The organism is Sphingomonas sp. BE123 (genome assembly GCF_031456015.1).
In the GTDB taxonomy this organism is placed as follows: domain Bacteria; phylum Pseudomonadota; class Alphaproteobacteria; order Sphingomonadales; family Sphingomonadaceae; genus Sphingomonas.
In genome coordinates this window covers 1,406,234-1,424,829 of the sequence record NZ_JAVDTW010000002.1, presented here as the reverse complement: position 1 = coordinate 1,424,829, position 18,596 = coordinate 1,406,234, and the positions used below count along the sequence as shown (strand labels likewise).

Sequence of the window (18,596 nt, the reverse complement as noted above, 5' to 3'; positions counted from 1 at the left end):
ATGAAGCAGGCGGTCCGTGCGCTCAGGCGGCCATGCGGCCTTCGCCGAGCCCTTCGAGCAGCGAGCGGTTGACTTCGATCAGCGGGTCGATGCTTTCGCGCCCCTTCATCACTTCGCTGGCGTGGCGGTTGACCCACAGCGCAATCGAGATGATCGACGCGCGCAGCGTGTCGGGCAGCCCGTTTCCGGGAGCGCCACAGGCGCTGGCGAACGTATCCCACATTTCGCGATTCCAGTGCAGCGCCTCCATCAGGCGCCCGCCGCTATAGCCCTGATCGCGCGCTTCGATCAGCGACGCAGTCACTGCGCGGATCAGCCGCTGCTCGGTAGCACGCGGGGTTTCGACGAGCGTGCGGGCACGTTGATAGGCGCTAAGCGACATGCGGGTTCCTCGTTCGCGTTTATCCCTATCTAGAGTGGTCCACGCGCCTCCGGTCGCGCCACGCGCGGCGTGGCAAACAAATATCTAAAACACGTCCGGCGCGTCCGCCGCCCCTGCCCCCGCCCTATAATCCACGGGACCACCACTTACGGCAGGGGACCGCCACCAACATGCTTAACGGCATCGGCTTCGTGATCATCATGATCTGCGTGTTCGGCAGCTACATCATGGCTGGCGGCAAGATGGACGTGATTCTGCACGCGCTGCCGCACGAAATGATGGCGATCGGCGGCGCGGCAATCGGCGCGTTCCTGGTGTCCAACCAGATGTCGGTGGTGAAGGCCGCCGGCAAGGGCGTGGTCAAATCGTTCAAGGGCAGCCGCTGGAAGGACAGCGACTATCGCGACCTACTGACGCTGATGTTCGGACTGTTGTCGGCGTTCAAGAAGGGCGGCGCGACCGCGATCGAGCCGCATCTCGATTCGCCCAAGGACAGCCCGATCTTCAGCCGCTTTCCGCGTCTGCTCGCCGATCACCACCTGATCGAATTCATCTGCGACTATCTGCGCATGATGACGGTGAATTTCGAGGATCCGCATCAGATCGCCGAGGCGATGGAAAACGACATCGAGGCGCATCATCATCACGAGATGCACCCGCAGCACGCGCTGCAGCAGATGGCCGACGGCCTGCCCGCGATTGGCATCGTCGCTGCGGTGCTGGGCGTGATCAAGACCATGGGGTCGATCGACCAGCCTGTCGAGGTGCTCGGCGCCATGATCGGCGGCGCGCTCGTCGGCACCTTTCTGGGCGTGCTCCTGTCCTACTGCTTCGTCGGCCCGCTGGCCGCCAAGCTTGGCCAGGTGATCGAGGCGGACGGCAAGCCGTTCGTCATCGCCAAGACCGCGATCGTCGCACATGCTCAGGGCATGCCGACCCAGGTCGCGGTCGAAATCGCCCGCCGCGCGACGCCTTCGGACAAGGCGCCGACCTTCCAGCAACTCGAATCCGCGCTCGAGGAGGCAAAGAGTGACTTCGCAGCCCAACCCGCCTGAACTGGCGCCGTCGCCCGGCGGCATCATCGGCCTTCCCGCCCACGGGGTTACCGTGACCGCGGAAGAGCTGAAGGTGCGCCTGGTGCTCGCCGCCGATGCCCAGAGCGACATTCTCGTCGATGCGAGCGCGGTCGAAAGTGTCGGCCAGGCCGTGCTGCAGCTGCTGCTGGCCGCCCGAACCGAAGCTGAAGCGAATGGCCATCGTTTCATCATCCAAAACCCCAGCCCCGCCTTCCTGGCCAGGACCGAGGCGCTTGGTCTGACCGACCGATTGGGCCTGAGCCACACAGAGGAACTGCAATCGTGAGCAAGCTGATTCTTACCGTCGACGACTCCGCCAGCATGCGCATGCTGCTCAAGGCGTCGCTCAGCGCCCAGGGTTTCAAGATCGAAAGCGCCAATGATGGTCGCCATGGTCTTGAGCGGATGCGAGAGGTCAAGCCCGACCTGCTCATCACCGACATCAACATGCCCGAAATGGACGGCTTCGAGCTGATCGAAGCAGTGCGCGGCCTGCCCGAATTCCGCGGCACGCCGATCCTGGTCCTGTCGACCGAATTCTCGGACGAGAAGAAGGCGCGCGCCCGCTCCGCCGGCGCCACCGGCTGGATCACAAAGCCGTTCGAGGCCGAGAAGCTGGGAGCGGCGATCCGCCGCGTCTGCCCATGAGCGACGATATGGACGATATCCAGGCGATCTTCTTCGAAGAATGCGCCGAGGGGCTGGCCGCCGCCGAACAGGGGCTGTCGGCAATGCAGGCCGGCGACGTGTCGGCCGGCACGATCGCGGCCGTGTTCCGCGCGGTGCACTCGATCAAGGGCGGCGCGGGTGCGTTCGGCCATGTCGCGCTGACCGCCTTTGCGCACAAGTTCGAGAATCTGCTCGACGAAGTGCGCGCCGGACGGATCGCCCCGACCCCGGCGACGGTGGGCGTCATGCTCTCCGCGCTCGACATCCTGTCGGACCATGTCGGTGCGTCGCAGGGTACCGTCCCGTTGCCCGATGACAGCAACTCGCTCGCCGCGATCCAGGCGATCCTCGACGCCGATCACTCGGCCCCCGCTCCTGCCCCCGAAGCGCCTGCGGCGCAGCCGGAAGCCGCAGTCGAAGCGGAGCCGGATCCGTTCGGGTTCGAACCGGTCGCCGTGGCACTCGATTTCGATTTCGACGCGCCGGCCGATGCCGATGCGGCAGAAACGCCGGCTGCTGCCCCCGCCGAAGCGGTGTGGCGCGTCGAGTTCGGCCCGTCGCGCGACGCGATGGCCGCCGGCGCCGAGCCGATCCTGGTGATCCGCGAGCTCGAAGATAATGGCGGCCGCGTCGTCGCAGTCGATGCCGACACGCTGCCCCCGCTGCGCGACCTCGACCCGGAACAGGCCTATCTGCGCTGGACGATCGAACTGCCCGGCTGGACCGAGGAGTCGCGCATTCGCGACGCATTCGACTTCGTCGCGCCGGATTCGCACATCGTGATCGAGCGGGTCGAGGCAGCGGCGGTCGAAACGCCGGCCGCAGATGCGCGCAGCGAACGGCTGGACGATGCGCTCGCGCTGATCGAACAGGTCGCGGCAGCGACCGCGCCGACGCCGGCCGCAGTCCCGGCCGCTCCGGCAGCCGCGGCCCCGCCCGCGACCGAGATGCGCGCCAGCGACAATGCATCGCAGACCATCCGCGTCGATCTGGTCAAGCTCGACATGCTGCTCAACCTGGTCGGCGAGCTGGTCATCCGCAACTCGATCCTGTCCGATCGGCTGAGCGCCAAGGACCAGGAGCGCGTCGAGCTGCCCGAACTCGCCCGCCTGACGCGCGAGATCCAGGACAATGTGATGAGCCTGCGCGCCCAGCCGATCAAGCAGGCGTTCAGCCGCGTGCCGCGCATGCTGCGCGACCTGATGGCCGAAACCGGCAAGCAGGTGCAGCTGCAGACGCATGGCGAGATGACCGAAGTCGACAAGGGCGTGATCGAGAAGATCGGCGACCCGCTGACCCACCTCATCCGCAATGCGGTCGACCACGGCCTCGAAAGCACCGAGGATCGCCTGCGCGCCGGCAAGTCGCCGCAGGGCACGATCGTGCTGTCGGCCGAGCAGAAGGGCGCCCGCATCATCGTCACCGTGTCGGACGACGGCAAGGGAATCGACCGTGCCCGCGTCCGCGCCAAGGCAGTGGAAAAGGGCATCATTCCGGCCGACGCCGTGCTGAGCGACGAGGAAATCGATCAGCTGATCTGCGCCCCCGGTTTCTCGACCGCCGCGACGATCTCGAACATCTCGGGCCGCGGCGTGGGCATGGACGTGGTCCGCTCCAATGTCGAAGCGCTGGGCGGACGGGTCGAAATCGCGTCGGTTCCGGGCAAGGGCACGACCTTTACCCTGGTCCTGCCGCTGACGCTGGCGATCCTCGACGGCATGGTCGTGCGCCTCGCCGGACAGCGCTTCGTGCTGCCGCTGGCGACGGTGATCGAGGCGATCCGCCCCGAACCGGGCCAGGTCAGCGCGACCACCCCGGGCAGCGAGGTCATCGAACTGCGCGGCGATTATCTGCCGGTGCGGCGCCTGACCCAGGTCTTCGGGCTGCATGCCAATGAAGACCGGCCGGTGCACGAGAGCCTGGTGATCATCGTCGAAAGCGAGAGCGCCGGCCGCGTCGGCCTGCTGGTCGACACGATCGACGATCGCCGCGAGGTCGTGATCAAGAGCCTCGAGCAGAATCTCCACCCGATCCGCGGGCTGGGCGGAGCAACGATCCTGGGCGACGGATCGATCGCCCTCATCCTCGACGTCGAGGCGCTGGTCGCCTCGAACGGCCCGCAGACCCGCAACCTCCTGAGAGGACTGGCAGCATGAACGAACATGAAACCCCCGCCGACGAGATCAAGATCGTTACCTTCACGCTCGGCAGCCGTCATTTCGGCATCGACATGCGCTCGCTGATCGAAATCCGCGAATGGGCCGAGCCGACCCCGCTCCCCAGCGTTCCGGGCTACATCCTGGGCGTGACCAACCTGCGCGGCAATGTCGTGCCCGTCGTCGGCCTTGCCGACCGGCTGGGCTGGACGCCGAGCACGATCCATGCCCGCTCGTGCGTGCTGGTCGTCAACATCGCGGGCAAGCAGGCCGGTTTCCTCGTCGATGAAGTCGATGACATCGTCGCGATCCAGGAAAGCGCGATCCAGCCGGCGCCGGATGTCGAGCTGCAGGAAGCCAATGTGATTTCGGGCCTGGTCCAGATCACCACCCGTTCGCGCGACGGCAGCGAGCCCAAGCCCCAGATGGTGCTGCTGCTCGATCTCGACGCGCTGTCGATCACCCGTCACCTGGACCTGGCCGCCTGATGAGCACCGTCCTTGCCCCCGCTGGCGCGAACCCGCTGCTGTCCGACGGCGCTCCGCCGCTCGGCGACAGCGATTTCGCAGCGATCGCGCGGATCATGCAGACCGAGGCGCGGATCCACCTCCCGCCGACCAAGAAGGTGCTGGTGCATTCGCGCCTTGCGCGCCGGCTGCGCGACCGCAAGCTGGCGTCGTTCAAGGACTATATCGCCTTTGCCGAGTCCGATCCGGAGGAGCTGCGGTTGCTGGTCACGGCGCTGACCACCAACCACACGCACTTCTTTCGCGAGAGCCATCACTTCGACCATCTGCGCGACGTGCTGATGCCGCAGTTGAAGAGCGATCCCAGCCGCGCCCCGGTGCGAATGTGGTCGGCCGGCTGCTCGAGCGGCGAGGAAGTCTACACGCTGGCGATGACCCTGCTCGGTCCCGACCGGTCGCAGGCAGAATGGATGCGCAACCGCGACGTCCGCCTGCTGGCGACCGACATTTCCGAGCCGGTGGTCAAGGCCGCAGCAGAAGGTTTTTACCCCGCTGGCGGAATCAACGGGATCCCCGATTCCTATCTCAAGGCGTGGATGGTGCCCGAAAATGGCGGGTACCGCATGGCGGAAGCGGCGCGCGCGCTGGTCACCGCGCGTGTCCTCAACCTGTTCGGCGACTGGCCGATGCGCCAGCGTTACGACGCGATCTTCTGTCGGAACGTCATGATCTATTTCGACGACACCGCGAAAGCGGAGCTGGAAGCGCGGCTGGTCGAGCTGCTGAAGCCCGGCGGCTTCCTGTATATCGGCCATAGCGAGCGGCTGATCGGCCCGGCGGTCGCGCGGATGCGCAGCTGTGGCAATACCATTTATCAGCGCACGGACGGTGCCGCATGAGCCCGGTTCGCGCCCTGATCGTCGATGACAGCCCGTCGATGCGGGCAGCATTGACGCGCATCCTGTCGGGTGATCCGGAGATCGAGGTCGTCGGCGCCGCGCCCGAACCGCACCGGGCACGCGAGATGATCAAGGAACTCAATCCCGACGTTCTGACCCTGGACGTCGAGATGCCCGGAATGGACGGCCTGTCGTTCCTGGAGCGGATCATGCGGCTGCGGCCGATGCCGGTCGTGATGTGCTCGTCGCTGACGGCGGCGGGCGCGGACGTCACGATCGAGGCGCTGCGCCTGGGCGCGGTCGACTGCATCGCCAAGCCCGCCGGCGGCCCGGTCGAGCTGGCGCTCGGCGCCGAGCAGCTGCGCGCAATCGTCAAGGGTGCGGCGCGTTCGCGTGCCCGCGCCGGGATGCGCAGCGATGCGGTCCGCCCCGCCAGCCCGGCGAGCAGCCAGGCGCCGTTTCGCGATGTCGTGATCGCGATCGGTGCCTCCACCGGCGGCGTCGAAGCGCTGTTCCGCGTGCTCGGCGAACTGCCGCCCGACTGCCCGCCCGTGCTGGTCGTCCAGCACATGCCGGCGGCCTTTACCGCCAGCTTCGCCGCGCGGCTCGACCGCGGGTGCGCGGTCAAGGTGGTCGAAGCGACCGACGGCATGCAGCTGCAGCGGGGCACGGTGTACATCGCCCCGGGTGGCGCAAACCACATGATCCTCGACGGCGGCAGCCGCGGGCGGATCAAGCTGGTCGCCAGCGATCCGGTCAATGGCCACCGTCCCTCGGTCGACATGCTGTTCAACTCGGTCGCCCGGCTGGGCAAGGGCGCGGTTGCCGCGATCCTGACCGGCATGGGCAGCGACGGCGCCGCCGGGATGCTGGCCATGCGCCAGACCGGTGCCCGAACCTTTGGCCAGTCCCGCGACGATTGCGTCGTCTGGGGCATGCCCCGTGCGGCGCTCCAGATCGGCGCCGTGGAAACCGAAACCAGCCTGTCCGCAATGGCAGGCGCAATCCTTGCCGCCTCTCGGGGCGGCCTGCACCAGGAGCGTTAAATGCCCGCCGCGTCAGCCATTCGAGTCATGGTCGTGGACGACCAGACGAGTATGCGCGCGATGATTCGCCGCGCCCTGCAGGACTTCGGGTTCAAGGACATTCGCGACAAGGCGACTGCCCCCGAAGCGCTGTCGGCGATGCGTGTCGATCGTGTGCACCTGATTATCTCGGACTATAACATGCCCGAGATGGACGGCCTCGAGTTTCTCGAGACAGTCCGCAACGATTCCGTGCTGGCCAAAACCGTGTTCATCATGCTGACCGGCTCGTCCGACCGCGAGGTCGTGGCCAAGGCAGCGGCGCTGGGCGTCAACAATTATCTCGTGAAGCCCTTTGCGCCGGCGGCGCTCAAGGAAAAGATCGAGCGCGTGTTCGGCGCCCTCTCATGAGCGTCGCAACCGCCAGCAAAATCTCGATCATCCAGGGCGAGTTCGCGGTCGTCTCCAAGCCGGAGATGGTCATCTCCACCCTGCTGGGATCGTGCATCGCCGTGTGCCTGCACGATGCCCGCGGGCGCATCGGGGGGATGAACCATTTCCTGCTGGGCGAGCCGAGCCCGGACCACAAGGTCAGCGCGACCGAGCTGCAGCGCTATGGCGTGCACGCGATGGAATTGCTGATCAACGGCATGATGAAGGCCGGGGCCGAGCGCGCCCAGCTGCGTGCGCACCTTTATGGGGGCGCGAACATCATCGCCGGCCTTGGCGGGATCGGGACCGCCAACGCCGCGTTCGCGCTGCGCTTCTTGCAGACCGAAGGCATCGCCATCGGCCTGAACGACACCGGCGGCACCCAGCCGCGCAAGGTGGAGTTCCGGCCTTATGACGGGAAAATCCGATGCACCTATGTTGCCGAGCCGCCGCCGGTCACGCTGCCGCCAAAGATGCCCGCCCATGGCGGCGAGATCGACCTGTTCTGAAGGGTTTAGTTATGGACGAGAACCGCAATTCCGTGAGCGTCACCGCCGCGACCGATCCGCTGATCAGCACGCTGCACAGCGCGGTCGCGGGCGAGCTGCGCCATGTTCGCGCGCTGATCGAGGAACTGGCCGAAGTGCTGGTCGGCGACGAGCATTTCGTCGACCGCTATCTCGACAAGCTCCAGGCGTTCGACCTGCTCGTCCAGTGCACCGAGGAAAGCGCGGCCGTACTCGACCGGCTGGCTGATGGCGCCTGCACCCGCAGCGCGATCGCCCCGGTCCGTCTCGGCCAGATCCACGAACGGCTGCACGCCGCGCTGCAGGCGGCGCACTGACCATGGCCAGCCAGGCACCCAACACGCGCCCGATCGTCATCCGCAAGGTCAAGAAAGTGGTCGGCGGCCATCACGGCGGTGCGTGGAAGGTTGCCTATGCCGATTTCGTGACCGCGATGATGGCGTTCTTCATGCTGCTCTGGCTGATCAGCAATCCGGACAAGGATACGCTGAAGGGGCTTGCCGAATATTTCTCGCCCGGCCCGCCGATGGTGGGCAGCGCCGGCAACGCCGCCGGCGGCGCACAGGCCGGATCGGGCGGCCATGGCCGCGCGAAGAATGCCGACCAAGCCAAGGCCGTCGGCGTTCCAGCGATGGAATCGCAGAGCGTCGGCACGGCGCGTGGCGGCACCGCCACGATTCCCGACGCGACCATGCGCGTGCTTGCCCAGGAACTGCGCGTGTCGCTCGACGCGATCGCGAGCGATGCCAGCCAGCAGCAAAAGGTGGAATCGGACGAGGACGGGCTGCGCATCACGCTGATGGACAGCGTCCGCCAGCCGATGTTCCGCCCCGGCACGGCGCAGCTCAACGATTTCGCGCGACGCCAGATCGGCGTGGTCGCGGACAAGCTGGTCCGGTCCGGCGCGCGGCTGACGATCGAGGGGCATACCGACGGCGCCGGCGGGGACACCGAGACGAACTGGCGCCTGTCGGGCGAGCGCGCGCTTGCCGCACGGTCGGTGCTGCTCGGCGGCGGGATCACGCCCGACCGGATAGCCGGCGTCACCGCGCGCGGTTCGAGCCAGCCGCTCTATCCCGGCGAACCCGACCGCGCCGAAAACCGCCGTATCACCATCATCGTCAAGGGCGAGGCGCCCGCCACCCCGGCAGACTCCAGCTTCAAGATGTGATCCGATGAAAAAGATCCTGTTCCCCCTCATCCTTCTCATCACCGGCGCCGCGATCGGCGCAGGCGGCGGCTATGCGACGACGCTGTTCCTCGCCCCGCCGGCGGGTGCCACCGGAAAGCCCGAGCCTGCCGAGGAGGAGCCGGGTACGTTCGTCACCGTGCCGCAGATGACGGCGCCGCTGGTGCTGAAAGACGGCAAGCTGTCGGGCTACGCCAAGTTCGAGATCCAGCTGGAAGTCAGCGAGAGCGATGCCGCCGCGGTCACTGCGCGGCTGCCGTTCCTGCAGCATGCGATCAACCTGCGCACCTTCAAGGTTCCGATGGCGGCTGGCGCCGACGGCATGCTGCCCGATCTCGACAATTTTCGTCGGGTGGTGATCGAGGCCGCACGCGAGGCGATCGGCCCCGACAAGGTCCGCAAGGTGACCATCACCAAGGCGGAACCCGCGTAATGTACAGCGACAACCCCGACAGCTGGGACCGCGACCGGCCACCCGAACAGGATCGCCGCTCCGGCGGGGACACGCGGCTTGTCACCACATTGCTGGTCGGCCGACTGGCGAGTGCGCGCGGCGACGTGGTGTGCCGCGTGCGGAACATTTCCGAACATGGCGCGCGGGTCGAATGCGCGCTGCCGCTCGAACGCGGGGACAAGGTCCAGCTCGAACTGCGCGGCGCCGATCTGCTCGACGCGCAAATCGCATGGGCCCAGGGCGGTGCGTGCGGCCTGCACTTCCTGTCGCCGGTGCCGGCCGAACTGATCCTGAAGCCGACGCCAAAGGAAGAAGGCTGGCACAACCGCCTGCCCCGGCTTGCCGCCGAATGTGCCGTGCTCGTCACCTATGACGGGCGCCGGCTCGCCGCGACGCTGCGCGACATCAACCAGCGCGGGATGCGGATCGAGGGGATTCAGCGCACGTTGCCGATGGGCACGCTGTCGGTGCACATTCCCAATCTGGGCACGGTCAACGCGACGATCCGTTGGCAGCGCGAGGACGTTGCCGGGCTGCAGTTCCTGACCGCGTTGCGGTTCGAGACGCTGTCGGCGTGGCTGATCGACCCGGCAAGCCGGTTCGGCCATCGCGGTTGACGAGCGGTCAGCCGGATCCGAAGCTGCGGATCAGGCTTCCCGCGACCAGTGCCCAGCCGTCGACCAGCACGAAAAAGATAATCTTGCACGGCAACGCGATCGTCGTTGGCGGCAGCATCATCATGCCCATCGCCATCAGCACGGCGGACACCGCCAGATCGATCACGAGAAACGGGAGCAACAGCAGAAACCCGATCTCGAACGCGCGCCGCAGTTCGGAGATCATGAACGCCGGCACCAGCGTTCCCAGCGGCACCTCGGCCCGGGTCTTGGCCGGTTCGGCGGCGAGCCCGTTGAACAGGGCGATGTCGTCGTCGCGCACCTGGCTCAGCATGAATTTGCGGAACGGCTCGGCCGTCTTCTGAAACGCGACGTCCTCGCTGATCTTGCCCTCGGTATAGGGCTTGATCCCGGCGGACCACGCCGCTTCGAAGGTCGGCGTCATCACGAACATTGACAGGAACAGCGCAAGGCTGATGATCACCGGGTTCGGCGGTACGCCCTGCGCGCCCAGCCCCGTGCGCAGCAGCGACAGCGCGACGACGATGCGGGTGAAGGACGTGACGGTCATCAGGATGCCGGGCGCAAGGCTCAGCACCGTCAGCATCGCGACCAGGCCGATCGCCTTGCCGCTCATCGACCCGCCGAGCAGGCCCAAGGGGGAGTCCGCGCTTCCACCCGCCCCGGCCCCGCCGGTTGCCGCCGCAGCGGCCATCGGCGCGAGCAGCAAGCCCGCGGCCAGCACGATGCGCAGCAGCTTAGGCATGACGCGCCAGCCTTGCGCTCGCAAAATCCTGAACGCGCTCAAGATTGCTGAGAAAGCGGGTCGATCCGGGCGCGTTGCTGCCGTCGCGGGCGGCGTCGAACATCACTGCTGGCGCCGGATCGTCCGGAAGGGTGAAGACCGGTTGCTCGGGCGCAGCGGCAACTGCCGGCGTGCGTGCCGGCGCCTCGATCAGGCGCAGCGCAGGGCTGTCGGTCCGTGCTTCGTGCAGCACGACATTGCCCTCGGGCGCCATCAGCACCAGATGCTCGACATTGTCGCGCCGGACCAGCAGTAGCGAACGCTTGGGATCGACGGTCAGCCGCTCGACCACCTCCAGCCGCTTGTCGGGCGCGCCCCCTGCCCCCAGTCGCCCTGGCAGGCGAATGTCGAAGCGGCGTACCGCCCAGAGCGCGCCGGCCAGCAGGCCGAGCACGATCGCGAGCGCACCGAACATGCGAAGCAGCGCAAGAATGGTCATGCCGCACCGGTCGCCGGAAGCACTTCGGAAATCTCGATCGACATATGCTCGCCGCTCACGATCACCCGGCCGCGCGCCACCAATGTCTCGTTGACATAGATCAGCGTCGGATCGGCGTCGGTGGAGTCGAGGGCGACGATCGCGCCGCGGCTCATCTTCAGGACCTGACGGATCGGCAACTGGGTGGACCCCAGCACGATCGACAGTTCGACCATCACGTCGTTGAGCACGGCATTTCCCAGAACGGTTGTCATACCGTGTTTATAGGGGGCAGTTTTTGCCCCCGGTCCGACCGACCCGGAAAATCTTGCCTATAAGATGAGTGTCGGGGGCAATTCCTGCCCGCCGCGCCGGAACACGGGATCATGGACCTCAAATCTGCCGTCTCGGTCTCCGCCTCGGGGCTGCGTGCGCAGTCGCTGCGGATGCGGGTGATCGCGGAAAACCTCGCCAACCAGAGCTCGGTCGCACAGACGCCCGGTGGCGATCCCTATCGCCGCCGCGTGGCAACTTTTGCCGCCGAGGTGGATCGCGCGACGGGCGCGACCAAGGTGTCGGTCAAGGGCGTCGCTGCCGACAAGTCGGCGTTCCAGCGCGTCTATCAGCCGGGCAATCCGGCGGCGGATGCCAAGGGCTATGTGCTGATGCCGAACGTCAACGGCCTGGTCGAAACCGCCGACATGAAGGCGGCCCAGCGTTCCTACGAAGCCAATCTCAGCGCCATCGAAGCCGCCAAGGGCATGACGATGCGCACCATCGACCTGCTGAAATAAGGGAAATCCATGTCCATCGGAGCACTTGACGCAGCCACTGCCTATGGCCGGGCCGCCGGCGTCGCCCCGCTTTCGCGCGGCGGCAACGGCCTTGCCCCGGCCCAGACCGGCGAAGCCCCCGTTGCCGGCGGCTTTGGCCAGCTGGTCCAGGGGATGGTCGGCGATGCATCGTCCAGCCTGAAGGCGGCCGAGACCGCATCGGCGCGCCAGATCGCCGGCAAGGGCGACCTGATCGACGTCGTGACCGCGATGGGCGCGGCCGAAGTCGCGCTCGACACCGTCGTCGCGGTGCGCGACCGGGTGGTCAACGCCTATTCCGAAATCATGCGAATGCAGATCTAGGCGCGGACGATGGATGCCAATTCCGCCATCGAGATCGGGCGCGCCGCGCTGATCCTGACGCTCACCGTCGCCGGACCGTTGCTGTTCGCCGCGCTGTTCACCGGCGTCGCGATCGGCCTGCTCCAGGCGCTCACCCAGATTCAGGAACAGACGCTGACATTCGTTCCCAAGATCATCATCATGGGCATCACGCTGTTGCTCAGCTTTCCGATGATCGGGGGCGCGCTCGGCGATTTCATGCGCGTGCTCGGCGACAAGATCGTTCAGGGCGGCTGACGCGCCGATGATCGAGGATCTGCCGCTTCAGGTCACTGCCTTCCTCATCCTGTTCGCACGGGTGGGGTCGGTGCTGATGCTGTTGCCGGTCTTTTCCGAAGACGCCGTCCCGGCACAGATCCGCCTGTTCGCCGGGCTCGGCATGACGCTCGGCCTGTGGAGCTTCCTCTCGCCGCGCATCCTTCCGATCGCCGATGTCACTGATGCCGTGCTTGCCGGTATCTTGGTGGTCGAATTGCTGATCGGCATCGGCCTCGGCCTGATCATGCGGATGATGTACCAGGCGATTTCGATCGCCGGATCGCTGATCAGCCTGCAGATCGGTCTGACCTCGGCCATGGTGTTCGACCCGGGCCAGTCGGGTCAGGCGCCGATCCTGTCCAAATTCGTCGGCGTCGCGGCGGCAGTCGTATGCTTTGCCATGGCGGTGCATCACCTGTGGCTCGGCGCGCTGATCAAATCCTATGGCCTGTTCCCGGTCGGGGTGCTGCCGAACACGCATGACTTCGCCCAGCTCGCGGTGCGCGTCGCCGGCAATGCGCTCGCGCTCGGCGTTTCGCTCGCCGCCCCGCTGCTCGTCTATGGCATCGTGTTCAACACCGTGCTCGGCCTGGTTGCGCGCGTCGCCCCGGCGCTGCAGGTCTTTTTCATTGCCCAGCCGCTCAACCTGCTGCTTGGCGTTACCATCACTGCCGCGACCTTTGGTGCGATGCTGATCGCCTTTGCCAACAGCATCGCGACCTGGATGAACATGGGCTGGAGCTGACGCCATGGCCGATGACACACAGGACAAGGACTCCAAGACATTCGCCCCGTCCGAAAAGCGCATCGCCGATGCGCGCAAGAAGGGCGATGTGCCGATGGCGCCGGAGATGCGCCAGGCGGCGATGTTCATGGGCCTGATCGTCGTCACCGGCGGGCTTGGCGCGCATGCCGCGTCATCGCTGGCCGGGTCGCTCGCGCGCATCTGGGGCCGTGCCGACGACTTCATGTTCAATCCCGACGGAGCGCAGAGCTTCGGCGGCTATATCTTGGGCGAGCTTGCCGGCGGGCTGTTGCCGCTGCTCGGCGCCCTGTTCGGCTTCGCGCTGCTCGGCGGCCTTGCCCAGGGGCGGCCGATGCTCCGCTTCAGCCGCATTGCGCCCAAATTCTCCAAGATCAACCCGGTGTCGGGCGTGAAGCGCATGTTCGGCGCGCAGGGATTGTTCGAATTCGCCAAGACCCTGGCCAAGCTGATCATCGTCGCGACGATCGGCACGCTGGTGCTGACGCCCTTCCTCCCCGGCTTTGAAACCATGGTCGGAATCGGGCCGGCGACAATCGCCGACCTGTCGCAGAAGATGATCATGAAGGTGCTGGTGATCGTGGTCGTGCTGGTCGCGATCATCGCCGCCATCGATTTCTTCTACCAGCGCTACAGCTGGACCAAGAAGAACATGATGTCGCTCAAGGACATGAAGGACGAGCACAAGGAGCAGGAAGGCGATCCGAAGATCAAGGGCAAGATGCGCCAGATCGGCATGCAGCGCTCGCGCAAGCGGATGATGGCTGCAGTGCCGTCAGCCACCGTCGTGATCACCAACCCGACCCACTATGCGGTCGCGCTGAAATATGATCATGGCGCGATGGCAGCGCCGATCGTCGTCGCCAAGGGCACCGACGCCATCGCCCTGAAGATCCGCGAAATCGCGACCGCCAACGGCGTGCCGCTGGTCGAAAACCGCCCGCTCGCCCGCGCCTTGCACGCCAGCGCCGAGATCGACCATCCGATCCCGCTCGAACATTATCAGGCGGTGGCCGAAGTCATCAGCTACGTCCTCAAGCTGGCGCGCGGGGGCGGACAGCCCGGCTGATACCGCGCGGCGGTCGGTCGCGCCGTTAACCGTATCGATTGAAACTTGCGGTCAGACCGTGCGGTCGTGCTTCGCCAGCTCGACGCGAACGCGCAGTTCGACGTCACGCGCAATTTCGGCCAACGCCGGATCGTCGGGCATTTCGAACACCGCCGCCCATTGCGCCAGCGCGTCGAGCAGCTGGTCCCCGGGCACGCCCTTGACCTGTGCGGCATGAAGTTTTTCGAGGATTTCCAGACCCCTGGCGGCCGGGCGCGCATCGCGGCGGCGCTTGTCGCGCGGCGTTTCGAGCGCGGTCCCGGCGGCGAGCAGGACATGAACCGTGGTCGCGGCCTGCAGCGTCGGCCCGGCCTGGGGCTGGGTCGGCGGCGGCGCTTCGGGCATGGCCGCCTTGGCGAGTGCCAGCGGCAGGGCGACGTCGGCCTTCGACAGTGCGTTCAGCACCATCTGCACCGGCATCGAGACGCCCTGGATCTGCACTTCCTTCTCACCTCCGCGAAGACCGGAACGGCCTTTCTCTTTCTATAAGAAGATTAACAGCATTCCGGAGACGATGGACAGGTTTATGCACATTTTGAGAATCCTGATGCTGGCGCTGGTGCTGGCGGTGCCCGGCACCGCTGCCGCCAACAGCGCGCACCGGATCAAGGACATCGTCGATATCGAGAATGTCCGGCCCAACCAGCTGGTCGGTTATGGCCTGGTCGTCGGGCTTGCCGGGACCGGCGATCGCACCCGCAACACGCCCTTTACCGAGGAATCGATGCAGGCGATGCTGGAGCGGATGGGCGTGAATGTCCGCGGTTCGCAGCTCAAGACCGCCAATGTCGCCGCCGTGTCGATCACCGCCACAATGCCGCCCTTTGCGCGTGCCGGATCGCGGATCGACGTCACCGTGTCGGCCATCGGCGATTCCACCAGCCTGCAGGGCGGGACGCTGATCGCGTCGTCGCTGCGGGCGCTGGACGGCGAAATCTATGCGGTCGCGCAGGGGCAGGTTTCGGTCTCGGGCTTCAAGGCGCAGGGCGCAGCAGCCAGCATCAGCCGCGGCGTATCGACCAGCGCACGGATCGCCGATGGCGCGATCATCGAACGCGAGGTCCCGTTTGCGTTGCGCAGCGCCCAGAGCCTCAAGCTGGCGCTCAAGAACCCCGATTTCACCACCGCCAACATGATCGCGGGCGTGATCAATTCGACCTTTGCCGGGACCGCCGAAGTGCTCGACCCCGCAACCGTCGAACTCAAGCCCGGGCCGGGCTTCCCCGGATCGGTCGTCGACCTGATCGCGCGCGTCGAAAACCTTCCCGTTACGGTCGATCAGCCGGCCAAGGTGATCGTCAACGAAGCATCGGGGACCGTCGTGATGGGGTCGAATGTCCGGATCAGCCCGGTCGCGATCGCGCAGGGCGGCCTGACCATCAGCGTCGCGGAAACGCCGCAGGTGTCGCAACCCGCGCCGCTGTCGCAGGGCCAGACCCAGGTGGTGCCGCGCACGCAGGTGACGGTCGATGACGGCAGCGGCCGCTCGCTCGGCACGCTGGGCGGCGAAACGTCGCTGGCATCGCTGGTCGCGGGCCTCAACGCGCTCGGAGTCAGCCCGCGCGACCTGATCACCATCCTTCAGGCGGTGAAGAGCGCGGGTGCGCTCCAGGCCGATATCGAGGTGCAGTGATGGGTCCGCTGACGACGCCCGCCGCCGCCACGACCGGCGCCGCCCCCGCCGTTCCGACGCCCAAGAGCAAGGAAACGGCGCAGGCATTCGAAGCGGTGTTCATCGGCCAGATGACCCAGCTGATGCTCGAGAGCGTCGAGGATGGCGAGTTTTCCGGCGGCCATGGCGAACAGATGTTCCGCGGCGTGCTCGCCGAAAATCTGGGCACTGCCATCGCGGCCAAGGGCGGGATCGGCCTCGCCCCCGCCGTGATGGATACGATCATCAAGCTCCAAGGGGGCAATCCCGATGCAGACTGACCTTGTCGACCTGTTCCGCTCGCTGATCTCGATCACCGAGGAGGAAACATTGTTGCTGCGCCACGGGCGCCGCAGCGAGATTCCGGCGCTGGTCCAAGCCAAGACGCGCCTCGTCGGCGCGGTCGACGGCGAAGTCGCGCGGCTCGACCGGGTGACGCCGCAATGGCGCGACGCACTGCCGGCAGAACTGCGCGAAGAACTCGCCGACCTCGCTGCCCGGCTGCGCGAGGTGAGTGCCGAGAACGGTGCAACGCTCAAGCGACAGATCGACCTTTCGGACGAGATGATGGGCGAGATTGCCGCCGATGCCCGCCGCCGGCGCGGTGGCGCCAGCGCCGCCTATGGCGCGTCGGGGATGATGGCGGGCGCCTATACCGCGATCCCGATTTCGGTGAACGCGAGCCTTTGACCCAGCTGACCCACCTTGTTCTGGCGATCGCCGCACCGCTTGCAGTGCCCGCCGCTGCGCTGGCGGTGCCGCCGCGCGACGGGGCGATGATGATCGTCCCGCTCACCCCCACCCGGCACGCCGAGATGATCGGCTGGATCGCCCGCGCCGATGCCGGGCTGCTCGGCACCGGTCCGGTTCCGGGATCGCTGATCGTATGGGGCAACCGCTCTGCAATCGTGCGCGAAAGCCTGCGCCACGGCGCCATCGTCGTCGCGGCACGTCCCAATAACTGTACGGCAAGGACCAACTGAAATGGATGAACTGACGCTGGAGGGCATCCGCAAGGCCGGCCTGACCCTCGTGCTGGGGGTTGCCGCGGCGCTGTCGCTGGCGGCGCTGGCGGCGATGGTCGTGATCGGGGCGGAAGATATTTTGACCGTCGCGATCGCGCTCGCGGCGCTGCTCGCCTTCCCCGCATGGCTCTGGCACCAAGGCGATTCCGGGGCGACTTCGCGCGCCGCGGCAAGCATGGCGATCGTCGCCATTCCCGCAGTGATGCTGTTCGCCTTTCGCGGCATGGCGTGGCAGGTCGATCTGCACATGATCTTCTTTGCCGCGCTCGCGATCACCGCGGTCTTGTGCGACTGGCGGGCGATTCTCGCGGCAACGGCAGTGGTCGCGGTCCATCACCTGGTGCTGGGCATGGCGATCCCCGACTGGGTGTTCGGCGGCGGCAGTTCCTTTGTCCGGATCCTGCTGCACGCGGTGATCCTGCTGGCCGAGGCCGGAGCGCTGATCTTCATTTCCGCCCGCGTGGTCGCCCTGCTCGACGCGATCGCCGCCAAGGACGCCGCCCAGCGTGCGACCGAAGCCGCCGTCGCCGCCGAGCGCGAGCAGCGGATGCGCGAACTCGAGCGCGCAACCACCGCGCTGGCGACCGGGCTGGAAGGGCTGAGCCGCGGCGAGTTGCAGCATCGCATCGCCGGCGAAATGCCGGCCGGCTACACGACGATCCAGACCCATTTCAACGACGCCATCGAATCGCTGGCGATGCTGGTGCGTGCGGTTTCCGGGGGCGCGGTCGAGCTGGAAGGCAATTCGGCGCAGATCGCGCAGGCCGCCGAGCAGCTCGCCGAACGCAGCGAACGGACCAGTGCGCGGATCGAGGAAGCATCGGCCGCCATCGCCCGGATCGACGCGCGGCTGAGCGGCGGCAACGACACGGTACGTGAAACCGTGGCGCGCGCCGACGAAGCGATCGAAAGCGTCCAGCGCGGCCGCGCCGTCACCGACGAAGCCGTGCAGACGATGGAGCGCGTATCCGACAGCGCCCGCGGCATCGATGCGGTGATCGAGGGGCTCGACAAGATCGCGTTCCAGACCCGCGTCCTTGCGATGAACGCAGCGGTCGAGGCCGGGCGCGCCGGCGAGGCGGGGCGCGGCTTTGCGGTCGTTGCCGACCTAGTCGGCCAGCTGGCGATGCGGTCCGAGGAAGAGGCCAAGCGCGCCCGCGAACAGCTCACCTCGACCCAGGATCAGGTGTCCAGCGCAGTCACCGCGATCGGCCAGATCGACGGGGCGCTGAACGGGATCGAGCGGGTTGTCGAAGGCGTCCATGGCCTGCTGACCGGTCTGGCCGAGGACTATGGATCGCATTCCGGGGCGCTGAGCGACGTCAGCGCCGCCTTTGGCAGCCTGAGCGATGCAACCCAGCAGAACACGGCGATGGTCGAGGAAAGCAACGCGGCGGCACGCGCGCTGTCGGACGAGGCCCGCGCCCTGGCGCGGCTGACCGAACGGTTCAGCTTCGATGACAGCGACATTCCGGTCCCGCTGCGCCACGCCGCCTGAGG

Annotated in this window: 28 protein-coding genes; 23 read left to right on the top strand and 5 right to left on the bottom strand. The window is 66.9% G+C overall.

From position 1 onward, the window contains the following. Positions 1-22: 22 nt before the first annotated feature. Positions 23-382 carry a flagellar biosynthesis regulator FlaF gene (gene flaF / locus J2Y54_RS15030; RefSeq protein WP_310040888.1) on the bottom strand — a complete coding sequence of 120 codons (360 nt, stop codon included), beginning with the start codon at positions 380-382 and terminating at the stop codon, positions 23-25. A gap of 170 nt (positions 383-552) precedes the next feature. Here flaF and motA point away from each other — a divergent pair, with 170 nt between their 5' ends. Genes motA through J2Y54_RS14965 form a run of 13 tightly spaced genes read left to right on the top strand, consistent with a single transcriptional unit; the run spans position 553 to position 9,893 of the window. Beyond that, on the top strand, positions 553-1,437 hold the full coding sequence (gene motA, locus J2Y54_RS15025; RefSeq protein WP_310040886.1) for a flagellar motor stator protein MotA: 885 nt from the start codon (positions 553-555) through the stop codon (positions 1,435-1,437). Continuing rightward, positions 1,412-1,744, top strand: a complete 333-nt coding sequence (locus tag J2Y54_RS15020; RefSeq protein WP_310040884.1) for an STAS domain-containing protein — start codon at positions 1,412-1,414, stop codon at positions 1,742-1,744. Before motA ends, J2Y54_RS15020 begins: the two co-directional genes overlap by 26 nt. Continuing rightward, positions 1,741-2,106 carry a response regulator gene (locus J2Y54_RS15015; protein ID WP_310040883.1) on the top strand — a complete coding sequence of 122 codons (366 nt, stop codon included), beginning with the start codon at positions 1,741-1,743 and terminating at the stop codon, positions 2,104-2,106. The genes J2Y54_RS15020 and J2Y54_RS15015 overlap by 4 nt, the downstream gene beginning before the upstream one ends. Further along, a complete protein-coding gene (locus J2Y54_RS15010) occupies positions 2,103-4,283 on the top strand; it encodes a chemotaxis protein CheA (RefSeq protein ID WP_310040881.1) in 2,181 nt (726 codons plus the stop codon). The genes J2Y54_RS15015 and J2Y54_RS15010 overlap by 4 nt, the downstream gene beginning before the upstream one ends. Then, a complete protein-coding gene (locus J2Y54_RS15005) occupies positions 4,280-4,771 on the top strand; it encodes a chemotaxis protein CheW (protein ID WP_310040880.1) in 492 nt (163 codons plus the stop codon). Before J2Y54_RS15010 ends, J2Y54_RS15005 begins: the two co-directional genes overlap by 4 nt. Beyond that, the gene (locus J2Y54_RS15000; protein ID WP_310040878.1) at positions 4,771-5,649 is read left to right on the top strand and encodes a protein-glutamate O-methyltransferase CheR; all 879 of its coding nucleotides are present in this window, start codon (positions 4,771-4,773) and stop codon (positions 5,647-5,649) included. Before J2Y54_RS15005 ends, J2Y54_RS15000 begins: the two co-directional genes overlap by 1 nt. Further along, positions 5,646-6,695 (top strand): chemotaxis response regulator protein-glutamate methylesterase, encoded by a 1,050-nt coding sequence (locus tag J2Y54_RS14995; RefSeq protein WP_310040876.1) that lies wholly within the window; start codon positions 5,646-5,648, stop codon positions 6,693-6,695. The genes J2Y54_RS15000 and J2Y54_RS14995 overlap by 4 nt, the downstream gene beginning before the upstream one ends. Beyond that, positions 6,696-7,085, top strand: coding sequence for a response regulator (locus J2Y54_RS14990; RefSeq protein WP_310040874.1), 390 nt, complete (start codon positions 6,696-6,698; stop codon positions 7,083-7,085). Further along, on the top strand, positions 7,082-7,615 hold the full coding sequence (locus J2Y54_RS14985) for a chemotaxis protein CheD (protein WP_310040873.1): 534 nt from the start codon (positions 7,082-7,084) through the stop codon (positions 7,613-7,615). Before J2Y54_RS14990 ends, J2Y54_RS14985 begins: the two co-directional genes overlap by 4 nt. Before the next feature lie 11 nt (positions 7,616-7,626). Next, positions 7,627-7,950 (top strand): hypothetical protein, encoded by a 324-nt coding sequence (locus tag J2Y54_RS14980; RefSeq protein ID WP_310040872.1) that lies wholly within the window; start codon positions 7,627-7,629, stop codon positions 7,948-7,950. A gap of 2 nt (positions 7,951-7,952) precedes the next feature. Then, positions 7,953-8,804, top strand: coding sequence for a flagellar motor protein MotB (locus J2Y54_RS14975; protein WP_310040871.1), 852 nt, complete (start codon positions 7,953-7,955; stop codon positions 8,802-8,804). 4 nt (positions 8,805-8,808) lie between these two features. Further along, positions 8,809-9,255: a flagellar basal body-associated FliL family protein gene (locus J2Y54_RS14970; protein WP_310040870.1), complete on the top strand. Its 447-nt coding sequence runs from the start codon at positions 8,809-8,811 to the stop codon at positions 9,253-9,255. Next, positions 9,255-9,893 carry a PilZ domain-containing protein gene (locus J2Y54_RS14965; RefSeq protein ID WP_310040869.1) on the top strand — a complete coding sequence of 213 codons (639 nt, stop codon included), beginning with the start codon at positions 9,255-9,257 and terminating at the stop codon, positions 9,891-9,893. The genes J2Y54_RS14970 and J2Y54_RS14965 overlap by 1 nt, the downstream gene beginning before the upstream one ends. Positions 9,894-9,900: 7 nt before the next feature. Here the strand turns inward: J2Y54_RS14965 and fliP are convergent, their stop codons facing one another. The 3 genes from fliP to J2Y54_RS14950 are packed head-to-tail and all read right to left on the bottom strand — an operon-like array spanning position 9,901 to position 11,391. Beyond that, the gene (gene fliP, locus J2Y54_RS14960; protein WP_310040867.1) at positions 9,901-10,659 is read right to left on the bottom strand and encodes a flagellar type III secretion system pore protein FliP; all 759 of its coding nucleotides are present in this window, start codon (positions 10,657-10,659) and stop codon (positions 9,901-9,903) included. Next, entirely contained in the window at positions 10,652-11,137 is a 486-nt protein-coding gene (locus J2Y54_RS14955) for a flagellar biosynthetic protein FliO (protein WP_310040866.1), read from the bottom strand. The genes fliP and J2Y54_RS14955 overlap by 8 nt, the downstream gene beginning before the upstream one ends. Beyond that, positions 11,134-11,391, bottom strand: a complete 258-nt coding sequence (locus J2Y54_RS14950; protein WP_310040864.1) for a FliM/FliN family flagellar motor switch protein — start codon at positions 11,389-11,391, stop codon at positions 11,134-11,136. Before J2Y54_RS14950 ends, J2Y54_RS14955 begins: the two co-directional genes overlap by 4 nt. Positions 11,392-11,502: 111 nt before the next feature. On the opposite strand from J2Y54_RS14950, the gene flgC reads away from it, so the two are divergent. The 5 genes from flgC to flhB are packed head-to-tail and all read left to right on the top strand — an operon-like array spanning position 11,503 to position 14,381. Continuing rightward, positions 11,503-11,910 (top strand): flagellar basal body rod protein FlgC, encoded by a 408-nt coding sequence (flgC, locus tag J2Y54_RS14945; protein ID WP_310040861.1) that lies wholly within the window; start codon positions 11,503-11,505, stop codon positions 11,908-11,910. Positions 11,911-11,919: 9 nt separating this feature from the next. Next, the gene (locus J2Y54_RS14940; protein WP_310040859.1) at positions 11,920-12,252 is read left to right on the top strand and encodes a flagellar hook-basal body complex protein FliE; all 333 of its coding nucleotides are present in this window, start codon (positions 11,920-11,922) and stop codon (positions 12,250-12,252) included. A 9-nt stretch (positions 12,253-12,261) separates the two neighbouring features. Continuing rightward, the gene (locus J2Y54_RS14935) at positions 12,262-12,528 is read left to right on the top strand and encodes a flagellar biosynthetic protein FliQ (protein ID WP_310040857.1); all 267 of its coding nucleotides are present in this window, start codon (positions 12,262-12,264) and stop codon (positions 12,526-12,528) included. A gap of 7 nt (positions 12,529-12,535) precedes the next feature. Further along, positions 12,536-13,294, top strand: coding sequence for a flagellar biosynthetic protein FliR (gene fliR, locus J2Y54_RS14930; protein ID WP_310040856.1), 759 nt, complete (start codon positions 12,536-12,538; stop codon positions 13,292-13,294). Between the two features lie 4 nt (positions 13,295-13,298). Continuing rightward, the gene (gene flhB / locus J2Y54_RS14925; protein ID WP_310040854.1) at positions 13,299-14,381 is read left to right on the top strand and encodes a flagellar biosynthesis protein FlhB; all 1,083 of its coding nucleotides are present in this window, start codon (positions 13,299-13,301) and stop codon (positions 14,379-14,381) included. Between the two features lie 51 nt (positions 14,382-14,432). Here the strand turns inward: flhB and J2Y54_RS14920 are convergent, their stop codons facing one another. After that, positions 14,433-14,861, bottom strand: a complete 429-nt coding sequence (locus tag J2Y54_RS14920) for a flagellar assembly protein FliX (protein ID WP_310040853.1) — start codon at positions 14,859-14,861, stop codon at positions 14,433-14,435. A 106-nt stretch (positions 14,862-14,967) separates the two neighbouring features. Here J2Y54_RS14920 and J2Y54_RS14915 point away from each other — a divergent pair, with 106 nt between their 5' ends. The 5 genes from J2Y54_RS14915 to J2Y54_RS14895 are packed head-to-tail and all read left to right on the top strand — an operon-like array spanning position 14,968 to position 18,594. Next, on the top strand, positions 14,968-16,053 hold the full coding sequence (locus J2Y54_RS14915) for a flagellar basal body P-ring protein FlgI (RefSeq protein ID WP_310041334.1): 1,086 nt from the start codon (positions 14,968-14,970) through the stop codon (positions 16,051-16,053). Next, positions 16,053-16,352, top strand: a complete 300-nt coding sequence (locus J2Y54_RS14910) for a rod-binding protein (protein WP_310040852.1) — start codon at positions 16,053-16,055, stop codon at positions 16,350-16,352. The genes J2Y54_RS14915 and J2Y54_RS14910 overlap by 1 nt, the downstream gene beginning before the upstream one ends. After that, on the top strand, positions 16,342-16,761 hold the full coding sequence (locus J2Y54_RS14905) for a flagellar biosynthesis protein FlgN (RefSeq protein ID WP_310040851.1): 420 nt from the start codon (positions 16,342-16,344) through the stop codon (positions 16,759-16,761). The genes J2Y54_RS14910 and J2Y54_RS14905 overlap by 11 nt, the downstream gene beginning before the upstream one ends. Continuing rightward, positions 16,758-17,054 (top strand): hypothetical protein, encoded by a 297-nt coding sequence (locus J2Y54_RS14900; protein ID WP_310040849.1) that lies wholly within the window; start codon positions 16,758-16,760, stop codon positions 17,052-17,054. Before J2Y54_RS14905 ends, J2Y54_RS14900 begins: the two co-directional genes overlap by 4 nt. A 1-nt stretch (position 17,055) precedes the next feature. Further along, positions 17,056-18,594: a methyl-accepting chemotaxis protein gene (locus J2Y54_RS14895; protein ID WP_310040846.1), complete on the top strand. Its 1,539-nt coding sequence runs from the start codon at positions 17,056-17,058 to the stop codon at positions 18,592-18,594. The last annotated feature ends 2 nt before the right edge of the window (positions 18,595-18,596 follow it).

Bases quoted from the DNA above. Each gene is read 5' to 3' on its own strand.
- flaF (WP_310040888.1), bottom strand. From the start codon at position 382: ATGTCGCTTAGCGCCTATCAACGTGCCCGCACGCTCGTCGAAACCCCG.
- motA (WP_310040886.1), top strand. From the start codon at position 553: ATGCTTAACGGCATCGGCTTCGTGATCATCATGATCTGCGTGTTCGGC.
- J2Y54_RS15010 (WP_310040881.1), top strand. From the start codon at position 2,103: ATGAGCGACGATATGGACGATATCCAGGCGATCTTCTTCGAAGAATGC.
- J2Y54_RS15005 (WP_310040880.1), top strand. From the start codon at position 4,280: ATGAACGAACATGAAACCCCCGCCGACGAGATCAAGATCGTTACCTTC.
- J2Y54_RS15000 (WP_310040878.1), top strand. From the start codon at position 4,771: ATGAGCACCGTCCTTGCCCCCGCTGGCGCGAACCCGCTGCTGTCCGAC.
- J2Y54_RS14995 (WP_310040876.1), top strand. From the start codon at position 5,646: ATGAGCCCGGTTCGCGCCCTGATCGTCGATGACAGCCCGTCGATGCGG.
- J2Y54_RS14990 (WP_310040874.1), top strand. From the start codon at position 6,696: ATGCCCGCCGCGTCAGCCATTCGAGTCATGGTCGTGGACGACCAGACG.
- J2Y54_RS14985 (WP_310040873.1), top strand. From the start codon at position 7,082: ATGAGCGTCGCAACCGCCAGCAAAATCTCGATCATCCAGGGCGAGTTC.
- J2Y54_RS14980 (WP_310040872.1), top strand. From the start codon at position 7,627: ATGGACGAGAACCGCAATTCCGTGAGCGTCACCGCCGCGACCGATCCG.
- J2Y54_RS14975 (WP_310040871.1), top strand. From the start codon at position 7,953: ATGGCCAGCCAGGCACCCAACACGCGCCCGATCGTCATCCGCAAGGTC.
- J2Y54_RS14970 (WP_310040870.1), top strand. From the start codon at position 8,809: ATGAAAAAGATCCTGTTCCCCCTCATCCTTCTCATCACCGGCGCCGCG.
- J2Y54_RS14965 (WP_310040869.1), top strand. From the start codon at position 9,255: ATGTACAGCGACAACCCCGACAGCTGGGACCGCGACCGGCCACCCGAA.
- fliP (WP_310040867.1), bottom strand. From the start codon at position 10,659: ATGCCTAAGCTGCTGCGCATCGTGCTGGCCGCGGGCTTGCTGCTCGCG.
- J2Y54_RS14955 (WP_310040866.1), bottom strand. From the start codon at position 11,137: ATGACCATTCTTGCGCTGCTTCGCATGTTCGGTGCGCTCGCGATCGTG.
- J2Y54_RS14950 (WP_310040864.1), bottom strand. From the start codon at position 11,391: ATGACAACCGTTCTGGGAAATGCCGTGCTCAACGACGTGATGGTCGAA.
- flgC (WP_310040861.1), top strand. From the start codon at position 11,503: ATGGACCTCAAATCTGCCGTCTCGGTCTCCGCCTCGGGGCTGCGTGCG.
- J2Y54_RS14940 (WP_310040859.1), top strand. From the start codon at position 11,920: ATGTCCATCGGAGCACTTGACGCAGCCACTGCCTATGGCCGGGCCGCC.
- J2Y54_RS14935 (WP_310040857.1), top strand. From the start codon at position 12,262: ATGGATGCCAATTCCGCCATCGAGATCGGGCGCGCCGCGCTGATCCTG.
- fliR (WP_310040856.1), top strand. From the start codon at position 12,536: ATGATCGAGGATCTGCCGCTTCAGGTCACTGCCTTCCTCATCCTGTTC.
- flhB (WP_310040854.1), top strand. From the start codon at position 13,299: ATGGCCGATGACACACAGGACAAGGACTCCAAGACATTCGCCCCGTCC.
- J2Y54_RS14915 (WP_310041334.1), top strand. From the start codon at position 14,968: ATGCTGGCGCTGGTGCTGGCGGTGCCCGGCACCGCTGCCGCCAACAGC.
- J2Y54_RS14910 (WP_310040852.1), top strand. From the start codon at position 16,053: ATGGGTCCGCTGACGACGCCCGCCGCCGCCACGACCGGCGCCGCCCCC.
- J2Y54_RS14905 (WP_310040851.1), top strand. From the start codon at position 16,342: ATGCAGACTGACCTTGTCGACCTGTTCCGCTCGCTGATCTCGATCACC.
- J2Y54_RS14895 (WP_310040846.1), top strand. From the start codon at position 17,056: ATGGATGAACTGACGCTGGAGGGCATCCGCAAGGCCGGCCTGACCCTC.